Consider the following 19183-nt stretch of genomic DNA (forward strand, 5'->3'; position numbering starts at 1 on the left):
GACCTCCCCTAAAAGGGAGAAAACTTCAAATAAACTTTTGCAGTACTTGAAGCTTTTAACTTGGGGCTTGGAGCTTTAAAAACACCCCTCTCCCTGTCGGGATCTCCCCTTAAAAAAGGGAGAAAACTTCAAATAAACTTTTGTAGAACTTGAAGCTTTTAACTTGGGCTTGGAGCTTTACTCCTTTACCATTGTTATTGCATCTTTCGGGCATTCGTGGGCACAAACCCCGCATCCTTTGCAATAATCCAGGTCGAATTCTATTTTGCCGTTTTCTTTTAGAATAGTACCATCGGGACAAAGCAGGTAACAACGCAAACAAAAAACGCATGCCTCGTGGTCAACCACTGGCCGAACAGATCTCCAGCCTGCATTGGTCTCTGGTAAAAAACCAGCCTTGTACTGCGGACCAGTAGGATATTCGTTGATATGGGTAGGAAATGTAAATTCCTGTTTTTTTGGACGGTTCATTTTTTTCAATTATGAATTATGAATTAATAATTACGAATTTGAGATAGTGGTTACACAACACCCCTCTGTCCTTCGTCCCGAATTTCGGGATCCCCTTAAAAAGGGAGAATACGTAATTTTAAAGTCTTTCCCTTTTAAGGGAAAGTGCCGACAGGCGAAAGGGTGCAAACAAATTACCCCTCAACTGTACTCTGTTCATTGATAATTTCAAAGGAACGTTCTACAATCTTCACATTCAAATCTGCCAGTTTTGGCTTCATTTCTGTGCGGATACTGGCTACAGCAGCTTCCAAGCTTACCAAACCCGATGCCGCAACTAATGCTCCATACATAGCGGTGTTGGTAATTGGTCGTCCCAGTATCTCCATAGCTAAAGTAGAGGCATCGATACCGATTACTTTGAAAGCGGGCAATGCCTTTTGGTACACTTCTACTTTTTCGGTATTCACTAAAATGCAAGCGCCTGGTCTAATTCCTTTTTCGAATCCGGGGGCGATTAAAGTTTCATCCATTACTACCACATAGTCGCTGTTTTGCACTTCGCTGCGGTCGTGAATTTTCGTATCATCAATTTTAGTAAAAGCCAAAACCGGAGCTCCTCTTCGCTCAGGACCGAATGATGGAAATGCCAATGCATGTTTGCCTCCGTGAACACTGGCTGCAATGCCCAGCAAACGAGAAGCGGTAAATCCACCTTGTCCTCCTCTTCCATGCCATCTGATTTCTTGCATATGTATCTGAATTTTGTTTGTTGTTGTTTTGTAGAATGGCTCCAACGCGAATCGGAGCCATTTTGTATTTGTTGTTGTTGTTGTGTGTTGTGATTTTTGTGAAAATCCGTATCGTAAAATACGATGTAAATGTACCGTTTACAGGCAATTTTTACTAGAACCGGGAATAAATACAGTAAACTGATCTACAAAAACAGATTTAGAAAGAATTTATATCTTTACAATCTTTACATATCATGGCATTACCAGATAAATTTTCTTCTTATGGACAAATTAGATAAAACCGATCGTAAAATTTTACAGCTTCTACAACAAGATTGTCGCATCACCACCAAAGAACTTTCGGAGAAACTGCACCTAAGCAATACTCCTGTTTACGAAAGGGTTAAAAAATTGGAGAGAAGTGGAATTATTAAAGGATATGTGGCCCGGCTCGACCCCGATAAGATAGACCGAAGCATGATGGTTTTTATTTCTATTCTGCTGACCAAACACACCCGCGATGTGGTAGAGAAATTCGAAGCCGAAATTTTAGCCTTGCCCGAGGTGATGGAGTTTTATTACACTTCGGGAAATTACGATGCCCTGCTAAAATTAATGGTGAAAGATATGAAAGCATTTCAATTCTTTATTCAGGAGAAGCTATCGAAATTCGAACACATCAGCCGCTTTAACAGCACTTTCGTGATTTCATCGGCCGATAAATTGGGCTATGATTTGTAGGTTTTTTTTAATCTTTCTTTTTAAATCCTCGGGGGGCTAACCCGAGACAAGAGATGGAAAAGTGAAAACCCCGCTTGGAGCGGGGCTTTTACAATAACGAATTTTTCTAATTTATTTTAAATCCTGATATAATTAATTTGTTCAAATGCTTTTTTACATTTCTCTCATGAAAACTAGTAAGACTTTTTAAACCATAAGCAAAATCAGCGACATAATTTCTTTCCTTAACCGAAAGCACATTTGACAGAGCATCCCATTCAACCATTCTCCTAAGGACTAACTCCGACAATTCAACTGCATTAATATTAATTTCCTTATTTTTATTAGAAGGCTCTTCTTTAAGAAGACAATGCGAGGCATAATCTAGTTGCTTAATATTAGGCTCAGTCCCCTCATAAAACTGTTTCCCAATTTCATTAATAACACTGGTATATTTTAATCCTTTAGCTTCAGCAATAGTTTCAATTTTTTTAAATTCAGATACTAAATCTCCATTATTATCTATAATCAAATTATACTTTTTGATTATATAATCCAAAGTATCGTATAATTGTAAAAATTTATCCTGTGGAAGTTTATCAAAAATTTCAGGCCTATCGATTCTTATTCTATTGATTAACTGTTTCTCAAAATCTAAATAAGACTTGTCTAAATCCTTGAACTGTAAAATTGAAGCTATTATGACAGATAATTTACGTTCCTCATTGACATTTAACTCTCCTACATAAAGCGATGCAATTTTACGATAGTAGTCCACACCATTTGCATGAATTAAAGCATTTGCTGAAATAAAACTAAAATCTACCGGTATAGCTCCTTTTCTAGCTTTTAACCTTTTAGTTTTTTCCTTTTCTGATAGGGCATATTTTAATAAAATAGTGTTAGAATCTGAAGAATTCATAAATGATTTAATCTCAACTGAAGACAGAATAGCATCCCACAATTCCGATTTTTTCGAATATTCCCCTATGTCATCACTTAAGGCATATTTCTTAATTAGATTATTTACTAACTCTAACAATTGAGTCAAATAAGATAATAAATCATTTTCTAACCGTTCTTCTTTCCAAATTTTCAACAAATCGAAGTCGTTTGTTTGTCTAGCCCCATCAGTAAACTTATATAAAATAGACAAAGTGTATGGAACAACAGCAGATCTAATCTGCCCCATGGAATTTTTTCCCTGACCATATGTTTTTTCCAATACTCTGAATAAAATCATTTTTGCAATAAGCTCTTCATAAAATGTTCTATCAATTTGCAAGGGTTTCTTTTTAACTCCATCACCACTTAATTCTTCAATGAATGCTCTAAATACTTTTTCACCACCTTTTTTCACTACAAAAGGTTTCTCCCCCCAAGCAGTATAATATTTAGCCAGTTGCTCTTTTGAGAACCTTTTATCTGATGGGAAATCTTTTTGAATTACAGCTTTTCTAGTACCTGCAATTCTTAACATCGTACTAAATTCTCCTTTAGCCCTTTCAAAAAACCATTTTTTTCCTGATGGAGTCACGACACTTTCAGTTAATCCCTTTAACTGAACCAACTGAGGATTTCTTGATCTTAAATCAACTTTCGAAACACGTGATTGAGCATTTGAAAAAGTACTAATATTTGAAATAAGTTCTTCCAATTCATCTATTGTACTTTCCTTAGCAACATTGATTTTAGCCATCACATTAACTTTGCTTATGTCAAGACCATCTTTCTCACTAAAGTAGATCGTAGCTGTTGTTTGACCTCCATTTACAATTTGAAAATCCTTTAAGGATTTTATAAATAATCTACCAGATTCTTCAATAATATCACCTTCTGTAGCCGTAATAGTCAATCCATTATTATAAGCAATAAATTTTTCCGGCTCCTTTCTAATTGTATCTTTAATACCTTGATTAACTCCTCTGAATTGAAGAAATGATCTAACATTCTTTTCTAATAACCTACTACTATAGTTCTTGTAAAGGCCAGCAATAATAGAAGCAGGAAACACACACAAATAAGACTCAAAATTACTCTCATCAGCGGCCTTTATTGTTTCTATTTTTTTACCAAAAACATTCTCAAAGTCAACGACTAAGGCTTCTCTATTACCCTCAGAAATAAGAACATTATATAAGAAATTCAAATCAATAAGCCTTTTCTTAATCAAAAGGTTTTTTGCGACCTTCTCTAGACCCTTATTGTAAGATATCTTTATTTCTTCATCTTCAAAATCGAACCTTTTGGGTGTTGCTGAAGCAGTCCTTAAAGATACTGTTGCTGTAGCTGAAATTAAGAACACTTCTACTACATCAAATTGGTGTGCCCCCTCTGATGATGACAAGTGAGTAATTAAAGGTCTTGATGGATCTGAATCTTGCAATCCTTCGTTTAAATGTCCTTTAATTGCTTTATTAATAAACCGAACTGATCTTTTAAATTGAAAGTCATAATCTGATTTCTGTGAGATTAACAAGTCTTTTTTCTTAATTGTTAAGTCAAAAGATTTTTCATCAATAATGAAAATCTGAAGTCTTTCTCCTGATTCATTTACTTGATATGCATTAACCTTTGAATTATCAACACTAGAAATATTGTAAGAATTACTTACATCTTCTGAATCTACCAATTTGGCGTCTAACAATGAGGGCATAACTTCAGACAATAAAAGAGGCTCGCTTACAAAACCATCATCATCTTTTGATCTGTCTAAAAGCTCTGAGCGATAATTAAAATATTCGTCAATTTCCATATCAATATTTTTTTTCTTCAATCATGAATTCACCTAAAGAGTTCACACGCAATAAATAATTTAAATTCCTTATTTGATCAGGGATATTGGAGACAGAAAGTTTTGGAAATCCAACAGCCATACAATCATATAGGTGAGTTACATCAACAATAAAACGATAATTGTTGTAATCCTTAGAATTATTAACTGTAAGCCCTTTCTGCTTAATGGCATTGAGAAGAATAGCCAAATCACCATTATTCTTCCGAATAATTTCAACTGCTAACAATAAGAGATCATAAATTGATCGCCCTTCAACTAAATCCATGCGAACAGAAACGATTAGTAATTCTAATCCTTTGTCAAACTCATTTTCAAGCTGATGTTCACTTGATATTTTAATTACTGGTTTTGTTAGATCCTTGGTTTTGACTTCAATATCCTTGTAATCAAATATAAAATCATGAGTAGTGTCAAAAGGTCCTTTCCACGAACTTAAAATATCATTAATATTAGAAGGAGTAGATTCAGCTATATATTCATTCAATATGAATAATTCTCCAAATAAACCTTTTATTTCCTCTCTTGACAACTCGTGCTTATACTTATCTGTAAAAAATTCAGCCCATTTATAGAATCCTTGGATTAACTGATTTGCATACTCTTTTGCGTCACGAATATCTTTTATTTTAAGAAATAACGAGAGTACTAAATCATTAAACAAATCCTGAAAATCTGGGTCATTAAGCCTTATTAAAATGACGTTTTTAGATTTAATATACTCTAATAGAAGCTTTTCTTTGTCTGCTCCGTTCAGCTTGACATCTACATTCAAAGGAATAAATAAAATTAAGCATCGATAACCATTTTTATCAATACCAATAAATAGGTCTGGGAAACATTTAGCAGTTATTCTCAAAGCTTTGAAACCATCTTTATTGGTGATCGCAGAAATATTACTCCATTTAAGTTTTAAATCTTTAATTTCCATCTTTTAGTCATTATCATTAAGAATACCTTCTGAATCATCTCCAATTTCAGAATTTACATCTTCATCAATTTGTAAATCGTAATCCCCTTGCATATATTCACCTCCAATATCTTCCGACAATGGAGGAAATTCAATTGCATAACCTACAAGCGGTATATTTACGTCAATATCATTTTCAAGAACATAGTTCGCAAATTCATTTCTCACAAGATCTTGCTCTTTAAGCTTAGATCCTCCAAGCTCATTAAAAGCGTATCGAGAATCAAATAAATATATAAGTAGTAATCCCGATCCATCTTTCATCTTTTCTCGGTAATATCTTTCTGGAATTGTTTTGAAATTCTGTTTAGCCTTAATTCTTGAATCTTCAATCGATAAACTAGCATCTTTCTTTTGAAGTTCTTTTGCTTTTAAAGAATGGAATTTTTCTTTTGCTTCAGTTTTCTGAGTTTCAGATAAAAGAATGGCAGTATCTTCATTTGAAGATAAAATATTGGCACTTTTACCACTGGCTTTAAAAATTTTTTCATTTAAAAACTTCCTTCTATCATCTTCATTGGTTATTGGGCCAGAGCGCTGAGCTAAATTAATCTTTTCTATTCCTAACTCTGGATTGAGGTTTAGTTCTTTAATATTGAAGCTGTTATTTTCGGACCTCCCTGCTATTTTTAAACCAACGGTCCAGTTATTTAAATAGCCTTTTTCATTACTTAACTCAATGAATCTAGACATGAATTCAGGATCATTATCATTGAAATTATTTGGTTGATCTCGTATTATTTTAATTATTTCATCACTGGTTGTTTCATAGATAATAATGTCATCTTGATCTTTTAGCTTAGAGTTAAATTTCGGAGAAATGTTACTTTTAAAATTTCTCCAAATATAAGTCATACTTAATTTATCCACCCTAAACTGCGTTGTCATTTTCAACTGATCAGAATAAGACCAATTAACACTTTTTGCATTTTTTAATATTGATGGTCTTGTTATTTTTAAGGCTCCGGGATGCTTCTTAACTCTAAGAATAAAATTCTTGGGAGTTTTTTCCTGTTCTTCCATTTTTATAAATTCAGATTCTAATTCTTCAATACATTGAGTCGTAGAATTAAACTTATCCAAGGAGTCTTGAGTTGTGAATATTTTGCAACAATCTAAATATCCAGGTCTATAACCAAACCATCGCCCCATTTGAAGCAAAGCATCTGAATAATTTGTAGTTCTAATAAAATAGTTAATGGTCAACCCTTCTAGAGTAAAACCACGAGATAGTCGATTTCCCCCAATAGCAATTACCTTTTTAGGTGTATGCTTGGGATATTCTAATTTTTCACCAGTTAAACTATTTATTGCTTTCACTTCTATTCCTTTAATCGCTGTTGGCAAAACTCTTTTGATTGAATCAAACACTAAAGAAACCATAAAAGGATCATCATAACCAACAGGTAGATAGCTTTGTATATTCTCAACTATGTGAGCGTATTGTCTATACCAAGTCCTTTCCAATTCCGAATATATAGAGTCATCACTTGAAGGATTTTCATTACTAATCCTTGAAATAACTTTATTAATGTATTCGTCAACTAATTCTTTTGTTCGGTTTTGCCAAAAGGTGAATCTTGAAACATGAATAAGCATAGTATTATGAGGCTGGAACAGCTCAGACTTTTGCATATTGGGAATTCTTGTTTCTCTAATACCCAGGGTTATTATAAAACAGTTCAATGCTTCAATTAAAGATTCCGGCAATTTTTTAGGAAATAATTCTTCTTTTTTAGGAGACCAAGATTCTAATTTATAATCAGTATATGTATCAAAATCTAAATAACCGCCAAGTCCAAATCTATCGTTCCATTCTGTTTTGCTCGTTATGTTTTCAATACCCACTACTTCTCCTTCAACATTCTTATAAACACGACTTGGGAATTCTTCAATATAGTCGTTTACAGGAGGTCCAACAAGTGGTATTTTTTCATTTTCATCAGTATTATTTTGTATTGGGCTAACTGTCTCAAATATTTGTTTGGCTCCAACGTAGTTCGAAGGAGGTACTAATAGTTCAATAAAATCATCCGGAAAAATATTATCTACTCGTGCTAATTCTTTTTCAACACTTTCACCTTTTACTTTATACTTCTCTACATATATTTCATCAGGAATGTCATTTCGATCTTGAAGCACATTGGCAAATGGTGTAGCGGTATAGCCCAAGTAGGTTTTTCTGTTAAATAATGCTAATAACGCACGAATCTGACTATTCGTCTTGCTTGCATAGTTTCTACCCTTGGCACCTAAATTATTAAGAGAAGCATTATCCGCCTCATCATCAAGTATCAGTAAAGGAATATTATGTCGCTCCTTATCCTCATCTAAATAATCATGTAGCCAAACTATTAGATTTCTTAAAACACTAACATTCTTTTTACATACTAGTACATTAATGTCATTAAGACTAAAATCGGCATCAAGTAAGGCTCTACTAAAATCTGAATCAATTGAAGTAATTGCTTTGACTTGATTAATAGGAGAATTACCAAGTTTACCAAATCTTTCAATTTCTCCTACTCCTTTTTTACTTCTGGTGCTTGTATCAATATCTCTTCCTTCTCCGATTACATCCGTTTCAATTCTTTTCTGGGTCTGACTTCTCAAATCCTCCATAATTCCAGATAGAACGATAACTAACCCATACCCAGTATCAATAGCTCGGTTTATAACCGCATTAAAATTCCCTGTTTTACCAGATTGAACCGCACCTACCACAAGTCCTTTAACATAGGTTTCGCTTTTAGACTCAGGATCAGCAATTTTTCTAATTATCTCAAAGCTCGATCGTTTTGTTTCATCAACAACTTTTTGGGACCTTCCAGTCTTCAATAAGTATTTAAAATACCTTTCAGAGTAATTCCAAGAAAGAGAAGTTTCCCTATCTTCAGTCAACCATGATTTAAAACCTTTTTTTGTTAAGGAATGACTTAAGCCCGGGTCAATTGGATTTACTGATAAATACTCTTTTAAGGCTGTTTCAAAATACGTTTTTAAAGTAGATTCATCAACATTTGGGAGCCCAACTAATTGACCTGCTTGAATAATATCAGATTTTAAGATTTCGAAAAACTTATCAATTAATTCCTTTTTGTTCCCTTGTTTTAAAACTTCTTGTTTTATTCTATTCTTAAATAAATCTATATAATTCATTGTTATTTAATTAAAGTTTTTACTTCATCAGGGATTGACACATAAGAAAAACCCAAGTGAGGCAGTATTTCATTCTTTATCATTCCTTTATCTATTCCTGATGCTAATAATTGCTCAACATTATTTTTAAGTTCACAAAGAGACACTCCATCCTTATCTTCAATTCCAACAAACTCCTTTTCCTCATGAACATGTCTAATGTGATTAATCCGAGTATTAGTCATTTTCATAATCAACTTCAATTGTGACCTTTGTCCTTCTGATAAGCTTTCGTTCAATAATTTGATCAATGGAAAGTTTTCATTCAGTGCTAGAAGTACACCTTTATTTGAGCTTATTCGCTCAAATAATTGTACCTGGTTATGTGATCTATCACCAGAAAATTTTCGAATTCCTCTATTGTAAAATTCCCGTTCTGCCTCAACCTTTAATTCATTAATTGTCGACTCGAAAGCCTTCTTTAATTCATGTGGTATCACAATTTGAGATTTAGCGACATTTAAATGTAAGAGATGATCAACACTATTTCCCACCTCAACTTTAATCCTCGCTAATTGAAGTCTTTGAGCCTTTCTGATCAATCCATTCCATCCACCAAACAGAATAATTCTGTTGGCTCTGTAAATATAGATACCTTCCATATCCATTAATCCACGATACTTTGTAGTCCAAATAGAATTTGATGATTTGCTTTCCTCAATACTTCTTGACGGTAATACAAATCCTTCAATTTTAATAATCTCAGTACTAAAACCACCTTGCTTTGGTTCCATTGGTCTGAAGTCAGATTCTCTTATTGGAAATGGATCAAAAGGTTCTATTAAATGATTGTTTATTCTAATATTGAGTGGGTTATTTTTATCCTCTAAAAACCTATGAAAAACCAAAGACAGATAGTCTGTAGTTACTTGTGTAATTTCTTTATGTAGAGCTTCGGTTCTATTCTTTTCTGCTAGGTAGTTTTCAAACTTGTACAAACCTCTCCACACAACAATTGTATTTGGCTCAAAATCACTAAATTCAGAAAGATATTCAGATGATAATTTTTTGTATTGCGATACTAAACTTTGAATTTCATCTTGAGAGTTTACTATAATTTTCCACCCATTCGATTTCAAGTATTCCACATCCCATGTTCTAGCAGAAAAATTTGTTGTACCTCTCTTTTTCGACAGCACTGTAAATTTCCTCGTTTGAGAAAAAGAAGCTGTTTTCATCCCTAATCCGAATCTACCTAAATCATCAGCATTCCTCTTACTATCAGGAGAATTACTAGGAAATTGCATGTTGTTTCTCAATGATTCTTCTGACATTCCATTTCCATTATCAGCCATAAATAATGTAAACGGCACTGATTCTGTATCGATTAACACTTCAATTTTATCAGCATTTGCTGAAATCGAATTATCCATTAAATCCGCAAGAGATGTTTCTAAACTATAGCCTTGCTCAGCGATGGACTTTATAAGATATTCAGGGTTAGGGGATGCATCTTCATAAGGCGCGTCTTTGAGGTTAGTCATATTTGTAATTAGTTTTTATTTTATAATTTTTCAAAATAGATTCATCACAATCTTTCCAATGTCCGAAGCCAACAACGGAGGAACAGCATTGCCAACCTGATGAAATTGATGTGTTCTAGATCCACAGAAAAAATAATTGTCGGGAAAGGTCTGCACTCTTGCAGCCTCCCTAACAGTCAGACTTCGGCATTGTTGTGGATCGTAATGGATAAAATAATGTCCATCTTTTGAAATATGACTTGTTATTGTTGTTGCTGGTATATCTGACTTTTGCGTTCTAAAACGATCAGTAAACTTCCCTTCATCCCTAGCTGATTTATGATTTGGCAATAACCAATCTGGATAATCCTTCATGCGTGGAAATTCACCCTTTTGTCTTAAAAACAAAGATGAAAATAAGTATCTTCCCAAATCCTCTTTTAGGTGCTTACGAGTCTCGTGATTTAAAACTCCATTCAATTCTGGATCATTATACCAACTATGTAAGGGATTATTCTTGGCATCAAGTTTTACTTCTATATAATTACTCCCTTGAGTCATTTTATCTTTCTGGTTTAAATCTTCTTTTTTAATATCCAATTCAGACTCTAATTTCTCTAAATAACTTTGTGTAATTTTCAGCCAATTCTCCCAATTATCTTCAATTTTTAAATATGCGTTACGTCCCTTGCTATTTAGTCCATTAATTTTTCTTCCTATACCACTTCTTAATTTCGGCAAATCACCTATCACCTCCCTTAGACTAACTGCATCTTCTTGCACTAATGGTGAGAAGTTTTCATGATCAACATCTTTTCTTACTCCTAATAATATAACACGATGTCTTTTCTGTGGAATGCCATATTTTTCAGATTGAATTAAGAAATCTCTATCATTATCGTAAACCGGATCATCATTATCATCTAATTCTTTGTATGGTGTTACTAAAGAGAAGATGCGGTATTCTGCATCTTGCCCCTGTGGGAATAATCTATGTGGACGCTTAAGATCATTCAGTATCATACTGAAAATACTCTCACCATCAAGTTCTGCGGAAAGTAAACCTTTCACATTTTCCATTACGAAAACTGCAGGCTGGTGCATTGCGATTGTTCTCAAATATTGCTGATAGAGATATACACGTGGATCATCCTCTTTCATGCCACCTCTACGAGCACGACCTACCAGTGAATAAGCCTGACAAGGTGGGCCGCCAATTAATAGCCAATTGTTTTCACCATCTAAAGCTTCTGTAATTCTTTCGTCAACTAATTCGGATGGAAAATTATCATGGCCTAACTCGCAAAGCCAAGCTTCCTTTTGAGCAATAATAGCTTGATCGGGATATAGACTAAATAATTTCGCTCTGTCAGCCTTATCGGTTCTGTATTTATAATTTTTTACGTATTCGTAATATTCTTTAGGTATTCCTCCAATAGGAAACTGTCTTGTAAAGCTTCTTAACTCTAGTGTTTTGTGCGCATTCTCATCCTTTTCAATGGATAGTTTAATCTCAAAAACTCTGTCCCCATTTTCATCCAAAATGGAAGAGAAGCCTTCACCAAGTCCACCAGGGCCTGCGAACAGATCAATTACTGGTATACTCATTATTTAATTGTAAATATTTCTGAATTAAAAAAATCTTGAATTGAAATGTCTAATGCCGCAATGATCTTACCTATGTTTTGAATGGCGACATTTCGTTTTCCATTCTCAACACTTGTCATGTAGGTTCGGTCAACCTCTGCTTTTAAGGCAAGAGCTTCCTGACTAAGTCCCTTGGCAAGACGAAGTTCCCGAACTCTTTTTCCAAATTGTACTTGTAAATCCATAAGGCATAAAACTACCTTTATGTGACTTATAAGTCAACGGACTATGAGTCACATCTGGAATGTATTTTGATAATAAATAAGGAAGGTTTAGAGCAAACTGTTGATGAGGACATTAAGCCTCTCCTCCACTTTTTTCGGTTTTAGTTCGCACTCCCAAATGGTAATTGTGTGCCAACCCAAAGTGTGGAGTTTGGTTTGGGCCTGTTGGTCGCGCTTTTGGGTGTTGGAGATTTTTTGCATCCACCATTGGGTTCTTGTTTTGGGTGGTACAAAGTAGCTGCAGTTTTGGTGTCCGTGCCAAAAGCATCCGTTTACAAAAATTACGGTTTTGTATTTGGGCAGCACAATATCCGGCTTGCCCGGCAGGTTTTTTGCGTGCAGGCGATAGCGAAATCCGTTGGCAAACAAAAACTTTCGCACCAGCAACTCGGGTTTGGTGTTCTTCCCTTTTATCTGGGACATATTATACGATCGTATTTCTTTGGAATGCGTATCGGTCATAAAATTCTTATTCGCCTATTCGCAATTTACAAAAATCCTGTCATCCGGTGGTACATGTGTGTTGCTTGTAAGCACAGCTTTTTTTTCCCTACTCGCCACTTTATCCCCTGTTTTGTCCGGTTTTTCTGTTTACGGAAGCAGTTTCGAATTCTTGAGCAACGAACAAGAATAAATTGGTGGCGGAACACCTCAAACTTACGCCGGAAAACTATAGACTTACGCCGGAACACTTCAGACTTGTGCCGGAAAACTATAGACTTGTGGCGGAATGCCTCAGACTTGTGCCGGAAAACTATAGACTTATGGCGGAATGCTTCAGACTTATGGCGGAAAACTATAGACTTATACAAAACCAAACGGCAGTTTATTTGGGGCACTTTAAGCTTGCATCAATGCACAAACATAATTGAAACACTCCAAATTAAAACAACCTGCCTTTCAACATAATTGAAAAACACTAACGCCTGTTTCTCACGAACGGTTAAAACACTTAGTTTGCACACCTACCGCCTAACTCTTCGATACTAATTTTAATCAGCACAACAATCTACCAATTGAGCATTGGTATTACTTTCTTCTACAACACACTAGCACCCATATAGACAATCGCCTCTAAATTTTAATTCTTTATAAATAAAAACAATATGATTATTCACCTCTTTGTTTTTGAGTGTTTCAAGCATTTTATTACTAATAAACTTAATGTATATACAAATAGAATTTGCTTTTTTGTTTGCTATGGTTTAATTTCCGTACTGTTTATAAATAATTTAAAAAATAATAAATATGACTCAATCTAGATCATACTACGGCAGTGATGCCAATTTTATCAACTTCGCTAGTCAAAGAATAAAACTAATTGAAGAAAAGCATGCCGATTTTATCGGTTTTTCTCCCATTTTTACTTCGGAGGGATTCGCCGAGCTAAAGACTATTTACGACGAAGCCTGCAACATCACTTCGGATAATGCTTATATCGACATACAAGCAAAAGCGACCGAAAATGTAAAGCTAGACTTAGATGCCTGCTGTAAGTTTTATCAGCGATGTAAATTCGATATTCAAATGGCATTCCCTAACGACAAAAAAATGTGGGATCAGTTTGGCTTTAACGACTACGAGGAGGCTCGTAAAAGTGGGAAATACATGTATATGTTTTTAACCGATTTGCATATGGTTTCGACCCGCAATACTGCAGCATTACAAAAAATAGGCTGGACAGAAGAGAGTTTTAGTCAAATATTAACTCTCCGCGACAAGCTTAAAGCGGATATGATTTTGCAATCGGATTGTATAATGGACCGTAGCCGGGCAACCGAAAACCGCACGAATAAATTAAATAGTTTGTACGAAAAAATGGCTGTTTATTTTAAAGCTGCCCGCATTTTATACGATAGCAATGAAGAAACTTTAAAATGGTTCAAATTCCCTGCCCAAAGCTCCAGTAAAAATGAAAGCGAAACCGAGGAAGAAGTCTTAGAACAACTATAATTTACTTTTTCAACATCCCCTTAATCCTTTGGTTAAGGGGATTTTTTTGAGGAGCTATACCATTTATAATTTTTCACATTCGTATTCAACTCCACAAAATGATTCTAATCCAAAAGGATATATGCCTATAAGCTCCATTCCGATTTTAGGATAGACATGACCAATTTGTCGTGGAATTCGCCCTTTCGCAGTGCGGCTTGGCGCAATCGGCCTTCCAAAACGAAACCTGCACGCTGGTAGGCTTTTACTCCTGCCACATTGGGAACCGAAACGGTCAGCATTAAACGGTTCAAGTCCAATTCTGTAAAAGCAATTTTAACAATCATTTTGGTGACCTCGGATCCAATTCCCTTTCCCCAATAATTTTTATCGCCAATAAAAATGAAATATTCTCCTGATTTATTGGTACTCGAGATCCCTGATATTCCGGCATAACCCACAAAAACACCATCCACAAAAATTCCGCGATTGCTGTTTCTTTTATCATTTATCGAACTCAAATACCATTCTTTGATCTGCTGATCGGTTTTCATGGCCTGAAATATCGATAAGGAATAAACAATTGCTTCCTCATCTTTTATCCATTGATAAAAGGAAGGAAGGTTTTCTGGCACGAGTGGTTTTAGTGTTATCATTTATTTCTGAAAAATTCCGACTACCATCGAAGATTCTTACTAAATATTATCATTCGTTCTACCTAATAAACAGTAGGTATGCATAGCCAATCGAAAATAAAACGGTAACGATAATTGTAATAAGCAAAACACGTTTTTTTTCAAGATGAGCCTTCCATCTAATTTTTTCTTTAATATCAATTAATTCCGAGTCAGGTACTTTTTTAAACTTAAGAAAGGTTATTCTCGTTTCCTTAATTTTGATATTATCTCGAAATCCTTCTTTTTGAGAATGAAGTTCAGCTCTGTTGGCTCTCATTCTTCGAATCATATCAAATACGTGTCCTGCTGATGACATAGAAACTAAAATTATTTAAACAATAATGTTAAATATAATAATTCATTAACAATAATCAACACATCTTTTTAATATCCTCTGGCTAAAGCCAAAGGCAATGGATGAATAAACATTGTACGGAATAGCATCATTTGTGCCCTGCTTTAGCTGGGGCAAGGCATACATCCTACAAACACCCCAAACCCCTAAAGGGGCTTTAAAAATCCTCTGGCTAAAGCCAAAGGCAGGGCATGAATAAACATGGTAGGCAATAGCATCATTTGTCCCCTGCTTTAGCTGGGGCAAGGCATAAAATCCTACAAACACCCCAAACCCCTAAAGGGGCTTAAAAAATCCCCCGGTTGAAACCCGAGGCAATGGATGAATAAAAATTGTACGGAATAGAATCATTTGTCCCCTGCTTTAGCTGGGGCAAGGCATACATCCTACAAACACCCCAAACCCCTAAAGGGGCTTTAAAAAATCCTCGCGTTGAAACCCGAGCCAAGGCATGAATAAACATGGTAGGCAATGAAATCATTTGTCCCCTGCTTTAGCTGGGGCAATAAAAAGTTTCCTGCAAACACCCCAAACCCCTAAAGGGGCTTTAAAAAATCCCCGGGTTGAAACCCGAGGCAATGCATGAATAAGCATGGTTGGCAATGGAATCATTTGTCCCTGCTTTAGCTGAGGCAATAAAAAGTTTCCTGCAAACACCCCAAACCCCTAAAGGGGCTTTAAAAAATCCTAGCGTTGAAACCCGAGGCAAAGTATGAATAAACATTGCATCAATATAGCATCATTTGTCCCCTGCTTTAGCTGGGGCAAGACATAAAATCCTACAAACACCCCAAACCCCTAAAGGGGCTTAAAAAAATCCTAGCGTTGAAACCCGAGGTAAAGCATGAATAAACATGGTAGGCAATAGCATCATTTGTCCCCTGCTTTAGCTGGGCAATAAAAAGTTTCCTACAAACACCCCAAACCCCTAAAGGGGCTTTAAAAAATCCTCGCGTTGAAACCCGAGACAAAGCATGAATAAACATTGCATCAATTAGCATCATTTGTGCCCTGCTTTAGCTGGGGCAATAAAAAGTTTCCTTCAAACACCCCAACCCCCTAAAGGGCTTAAAAAATCCCCGGGTTGAAACCCGAGGCAATGCATGAGCCAACTATTCATTAATTTACCATCTTACGGTAAATACAGTCTCTCCCACTTTCGAACGACATAGAAGACTACCGCCATGAGCACGCATAATCTGACGAGAATAACTCAAGCCAATGCCCGAACCATTTTCTTTGGTGGTGAAAAAAGGAATAAAAATTTCGTCGGCAATTTCCTCATCAATACCACAACCATTATCGGTAACCCTTATTTCGGTAATTTCCCCTTTTTTACTTGAGCTTACTGATATATTTGATGATAAATTAGATGCTGCTTCTGGTTCGTTGAATGCTTCGGCGGCATTTTTTACCAGATTAGTAATTACTTGAACCATCATTTGTTCATCAGCAATAAAACGATAATTTTTAACCGGAGGGTTCAAGTTTAAAGTGCCCGAAAAACTTTCCCGAATTGGAGATAACAAAATATTTAAACGATCGAAAAAAGAATGTACATCGATAGTTCCCAACTTAGGCTCTGGTGCTTTGGATAGTACCCGATACGATTGTACAAAACGAATCAATGCTTCGCTCATCTCGGTAATTACGCCCAATCCGTTAATGGTTTTTTCTACATGAATATCATCCGACACATCGGGAATGGCGCCCTGTTTTTGCTCCCATATTTTTTTCAGAGATTGAGAAATAGAAGTGACCGGAGCCAAGGAATTCATAATTTCGTGACTCAGCACTCGAATTAATTTTACCCAGGCATCTATCTCTTTTCGCTCCAGTTCTCCACGAATATCCTGTAAAGTAATTAGCTTCACCTTCTGGTTCTCTAATCGAATTACCGAACATCTCGAAATTACCTGAATGCGCTCCTTATTCAGGATTAAATCCAATACTTTTTTCTGGCGGTTTTTTAATTCTAAAAGTCCCAAAGTGAATTTAGAATCGACTTGATCGACTTGCTTAATGTGGGTAAGCGTAGGCAAAGCGAGTAGTTCCAAAGTAGCAGTATTCACATCGGTTACAAAGCCATCTTCGGCCAAAACCATCACCCCAGTTGCAATGTTTTGAAGAATCTCGCCAAAATATTTCTCCTTAATTTTACTTTTTACCTGCACCGCCTGCAAAATGCCATTTAAATCGTTCAAACTTTGATGCAATTCGTTGATAATCGCATTGCCTGTTTTAATGGGAAAACGCAAAGTAGTGTCTTCATTTTTTATGGCCTGAACAAAATAGTTGATCTGCTTGTGTGTTTTATTCAGAAAACGAACCAATTGATACACCAAAACAATTTCGGCCAAGAGAATGGGGATAGCAAGATAATAGGATGCCTGTGAAAGAAAATAGCCCACTAACACTGCGAAAAAAATCACAAAACCAAGTCGTACAAGCAAAGCCGTGTTGTAATGTTTATAAGCCATACTTCTTTATTTTATTGTACAATGTTTGACGAGTTACTCCTAATTGAGACGATACGGCCGACAAATTCCCCATTTGTTTTTCGATTGCTCCCAAAATTAACTGTTTCTCCATATCTTCCAATGTACCACCATACGCCTCCATTGCCGAAAAATCATCCGTTTTAAAAACAAAATCATTGGTCCCAATTACATGCGTATCGCTAAGAATTACTGCTTTTTCGATGGCGTGTTGCAATTCCCGCACATTTCCCGGCCAACGGTACGTTTCAAGTTTAGCAAATACATTTGGTGCTATTTGTAAGCCTTTTTTATTGTATTTTTCGGCATAAAGAGTTACAAAAAACCTTACCAATTCAGGAATATCAGCAATACGATCGCGCAAAGGGGGCAATTCGATTTGTATGGTATTGATCCGATAGAGTAAATCCTCCCGAAAACGACCTTCTTCAATCATTTTTAGCAGGTTGCAGTTGGTAGCACAAACCAATCGTAAATCAATATCGATAGGTAGGTTTTCGCCCAATCGGGTGAGGGATCTATTCTGCAATACCGACAATAGTTTGGCCTGCATTGGCAGGCTTAGATTTCCAATTTCGTCGAGAAAAAGAGTGCCTCCGTTGGCGGCCTCGATCTTCCCCATCCGATCGCTTCCGGCATCGGTAAAAGCGCCTTTTTTATGTCCAAACAATTCACTTTCGAACAAGTTTTCGGCGATGGAACCCATATCCACCGTAACCATTACATTCTGGCTTCGGTTAGAAAGACGGTGAATTTCTCTGGCAACCAATTCTTTTCCGGTTCCATTTTCTCCTGTAATTAAAATATTCGCATGGGTTCCCGAAACCTTACGAAGCACATTCATTACTTTCTCCCAAGCGGGAGAAGTGCCAATAATAGGCTTCTTTTTTCGGTTGATTTCCGCAATTAATTCATTTTCCTTTAAGCGCAGACTCTTTACCTCTTTTCGGGAACGACTTAATTTCCAAGCCATCTGAATTGTGCTCAGCATTTTCTCGTTCTCCCAAGGTTTCAATACAAAATCGACCGCTCCCGAGCGAACTGCTTTTACTGCCAACTCAACATCTCCGTAGGCAGTAATCATCACCACACTCATTCCCGAATTGCATTCCAAAATTTGATTCAACCAATAAATGCCCTCATTTCCGGTATTAATGCCTGCTTTAAAATTCATATCCAAAAGCACCACATCGTAATTGTCTTTTTTCAATTCGGAAAGCAAAGTATTCGGACCCGACAAGCATTTTACTTTTTTACAGCTTCCATTCAATAACAAATCCAAAGCACTCAGAATGCTTTTATTATCATCAACAATTAAAATTTTGGCCTCTTTCATTTTAGTAAAGATCTGAGATGTGAGATTTTAGATTATAAGTTCTACGAGTAATGTATTGTCTATAATACCCTAAGAAAATTAGACCAGGAGCTTAATTGAAAAATAATGTAAATTAAACTCATGGAAAAAATGAAAAGAACACGTCGTAAATTTAGCTCAACATTTAAAGCAAAAGTTGCAATAGA

15 protein-coding genes are annotated in these 19183 nt (G+C 35.7%); 2 read left to right on the forward strand and 13 right to left on the reverse strand.

All coding sequences use genetic code 11. From position 1 onward, the window contains the following. Positions 1 to 177: 177 nt before the first annotated feature. Both BZG02_RS02605 and BZG02_RS02610 read right to left on the reverse strand, forming a co-directional pair. On the reverse strand, positions 178 to 471 hold the full coding sequence (locus BZG02_RS02605) for a 4Fe-4S binding protein (protein WP_101259845.1): 294 nt from the start codon (positions 469 to 471) through the stop codon (positions 178 to 180). Positions 472 to 644: 173 nt separating this feature from the next. After that, positions 645 to 1202, reverse strand: coding sequence for a 2-oxoacid:acceptor oxidoreductase family protein (locus BZG02_RS02610; RefSeq protein ID WP_101259846.1), 558 nt, complete (start codon positions 1200 to 1202; stop codon positions 645 to 647). Positions 1203 to 1466: 264 nt separating this feature from the next. On the opposite strand from BZG02_RS02610, the gene BZG02_RS02615 reads away from it, so the two are divergent. Beyond that, positions 1467 to 1925, forward strand: a complete 459-nt coding sequence (locus BZG02_RS02615) for an Lrp/AsnC family transcriptional regulator (RefSeq protein WP_101259883.1) — start codon at positions 1467 to 1469, stop codon at positions 1923 to 1925. A gap of 106 nt (positions 1926 to 2031) precedes the next feature. On the opposite strand, the gene BZG02_RS02620 is transcribed toward BZG02_RS02615, so the two are convergent. From BZG02_RS02620 to BZG02_RS02650, 7 genes are all read right to left on the reverse strand, one after another. After that, positions 2032 to 4659 carry an AIPR family protein gene (locus tag BZG02_RS02620; protein ID WP_101259847.1) on the reverse strand — a complete coding sequence of 876 codons (2628 nt, stop codon included), beginning with the start codon at positions 4657 to 4659 and terminating at the stop codon, positions 2032 to 2034. Between the two features lies 1 nt (position 4660). Beyond that, positions 4661 to 5629 carry a PD-(D/E)XK motif protein gene (locus BZG02_RS02625; protein ID WP_101259848.1) on the reverse strand — a complete coding sequence of 323 codons (969 nt, stop codon included), beginning with the start codon at positions 5627 to 5629 and terminating at the stop codon, positions 4661 to 4663. Between the two features lie 3 nt (positions 5630 to 5632). Next, the gene (locus BZG02_RS02630) at positions 5633 to 8827 is read right to left on the reverse strand and encodes a Z1 domain-containing protein (protein ID WP_101259849.1); all 3195 of its coding nucleotides are present in this window, start codon (positions 8825 to 8827) and stop codon (positions 5633 to 5635) included. Between the two features lie 2 nt (positions 8828 to 8829). Continuing rightward, on the reverse strand, positions 8830 to 10350 hold the full coding sequence (locus tag BZG02_RS02635; RefSeq protein ID WP_101259850.1) for an ATP-binding protein: 1521 nt from the start codon (positions 10348 to 10350) through the stop codon (positions 8830 to 8832). 30 nt (positions 10351 to 10380) lie between these two features. After that, on the reverse strand, positions 10381 to 11937 hold the full coding sequence (locus BZG02_RS02640; RefSeq protein WP_101259851.1) for a DNA cytosine methyltransferase: 1557 nt from the start codon (positions 11935 to 11937) through the stop codon (positions 10381 to 10383). Next, positions 11937 to 12161, reverse strand: a complete 225-nt coding sequence (locus tag BZG02_RS02645; protein ID WP_101259852.1) for a helix-turn-helix domain-containing protein — start codon at positions 12159 to 12161, stop codon at positions 11937 to 11939. The genes BZG02_RS02640 and BZG02_RS02645 overlap by 1 nt, the downstream gene beginning before the upstream one ends. An 87-nt stretch (positions 12162 to 12248) precedes the next feature. Next, positions 12249 to 12662: a very short patch repair endonuclease gene (locus tag BZG02_RS02650; protein ID WP_101259853.1), complete on the reverse strand. Its 414-nt coding sequence runs from the start codon at positions 12660 to 12662 to the stop codon at positions 12249 to 12251. 786 nt (positions 12663 to 13448) lie between these two features. Here BZG02_RS02650 and BZG02_RS02655 point away from each other — a divergent pair. Further along, the gene (locus tag BZG02_RS02655) at positions 13449 to 14153 is read left to right on the forward strand and encodes a hypothetical protein (protein ID WP_101259854.1); all 705 of its coding nucleotides are present in this window, start codon (positions 13449 to 13451) and stop codon (positions 14151 to 14153) included. A gap of 125 nt (positions 14154 to 14278) precedes the next feature. Here the strand turns inward: BZG02_RS02655 and BZG02_RS02660 are convergent, their stop codons facing one another. The 4 genes from BZG02_RS02660 to BZG02_RS02690 all read right to left on the reverse strand — a co-directional run bounded on the left by BZG02_RS02660 (position 14279) and on the right by BZG02_RS02690 (position 18998). Then, positions 14279 to 14788: a GNAT family N-acetyltransferase gene (locus BZG02_RS02660; RefSeq protein ID WP_101259855.1), complete on the reverse strand. Its 510-nt coding sequence runs from the start codon at positions 14786 to 14788 to the stop codon at positions 14279 to 14281. Positions 14789 to 14846: 58 nt separating this feature from the next. After that, positions 14847 to 15125, reverse strand: coding sequence for a hypothetical protein (locus BZG02_RS02665; protein ID WP_101259856.1), 279 nt, complete (start codon positions 15123 to 15125; stop codon positions 14847 to 14849). Between the two features lie 1163 nt (positions 15126 to 16288). After that, positions 16289 to 17644: a sensor histidine kinase gene (locus BZG02_RS02685; RefSeq protein WP_101259860.1), complete on the reverse strand. Its 1356-nt coding sequence runs from the start codon at positions 17642 to 17644 to the stop codon at positions 16289 to 16291. Next, the gene (locus BZG02_RS02690; protein WP_101259861.1) at positions 17634 to 18998 is read right to left on the reverse strand and encodes a sigma-54-dependent transcriptional regulator; all 1365 of its coding nucleotides are present in this window, start codon (positions 18996 to 18998) and stop codon (positions 17634 to 17636) included. Before BZG02_RS02690 ends, BZG02_RS02685 begins: the two co-directional genes overlap by 11 nt. Positions 18999 to 19183 lie beyond the last annotated feature (185 nt).

The sequence above is a fragment of the Labilibaculum filiforme genome (assembly GCF_002843315.1).
GTDB lineage: Bacteria > Bacteroidota > Bacteroidia > Bacteroidales > Marinifilaceae > Labilibaculum > Labilibaculum filiforme.

Coding starts and splice junctions, on each gene's coding strand:
- BZG02_RS02640 (WP_101259851.1), bottom strand. CDS start 11,937: ATGAGTATACCAGTAATTGATCTGTTCGCAGGCCCTGGTGGACTTGGT.
- BZG02_RS02655 (WP_101259854.1), top strand. CDS start 13,449: ATGACTCAATCTAGATCATACTACGGCAGTGATGCCAATTTTATCAAC.
- BZG02_RS02620 (WP_101259847.1), bottom strand. CDS start 4,659: ATGGAAATTGACGAATATTTTAATTATCGCTCAGAGCTTTTAGACAGA.
- BZG02_RS02605 (WP_101259845.1), bottom strand. CDS start 471: ATGAACCGTCCAAAAAAACAGGAATTTACATTTCCTACCCATATCAAC.
- BZG02_RS02645 (WP_101259852.1), bottom strand. CDS start 12,161: ATGGATTTACAAGTACAATTTGGAAAAAGAGTTCGGGAACTTCGTCTT.
- BZG02_RS02615 (WP_101259883.1), top strand. CDS start 1,467: ATGGACAAATTAGATAAAACCGATCGTAAAATTTTACAGCTTCTACAA.
- BZG02_RS02665 (WP_101259856.1), bottom strand. CDS start 15,125: ATGTCATCAGCAGGACACGTATTTGATATGATTCGAAGAATGAGAGCC.
- BZG02_RS02690 (WP_101259861.1), bottom strand. CDS start 18,998: ATGAAAGAGGCCAAAATTTTAATTGTTGATGATAATAAAAGCATTCTG.
- BZG02_RS02635 (WP_101259850.1), bottom strand. CDS start 10,350: ATGACTAACCTCAAAGACGCGCCTTATGAAGATGCATCCCCTAACCCT.
- BZG02_RS02685 (WP_101259860.1), bottom strand. CDS start 17,644: ATGGCTTATAAACATTACAACACGGCTTTGCTTGTACGACTTGGTTTT.
- BZG02_RS02630 (WP_101259849.1), bottom strand. CDS start 8,827: ATGAATTATATAGATTTATTTAAGAATAGAATAAAACAAGAAGTTTTA.
- BZG02_RS02610 (WP_101259846.1), bottom strand. CDS start 1,202: ATGCAAGAAATCAGATGGCATGGAAGAGGAGGACAAGGTGGATTTACC.
- BZG02_RS02650 (WP_101259853.1), bottom strand. CDS start 12,662: ATGACCGATACGCATTCCAAAGAAATACGATCGTATAATATGTCCCAG.
- BZG02_RS02625 (WP_101259848.1), bottom strand. CDS start 5,629: ATGGAAATTAAAGATTTAAAACTTAAATGGAGTAATATTTCTGCGATC.
- BZG02_RS02660 (WP_101259855.1), bottom strand. CDS start 14,788: ATGATAACACTAAAACCACTCGTGCCAGAAAACCTTCCTTCCTTTTAT.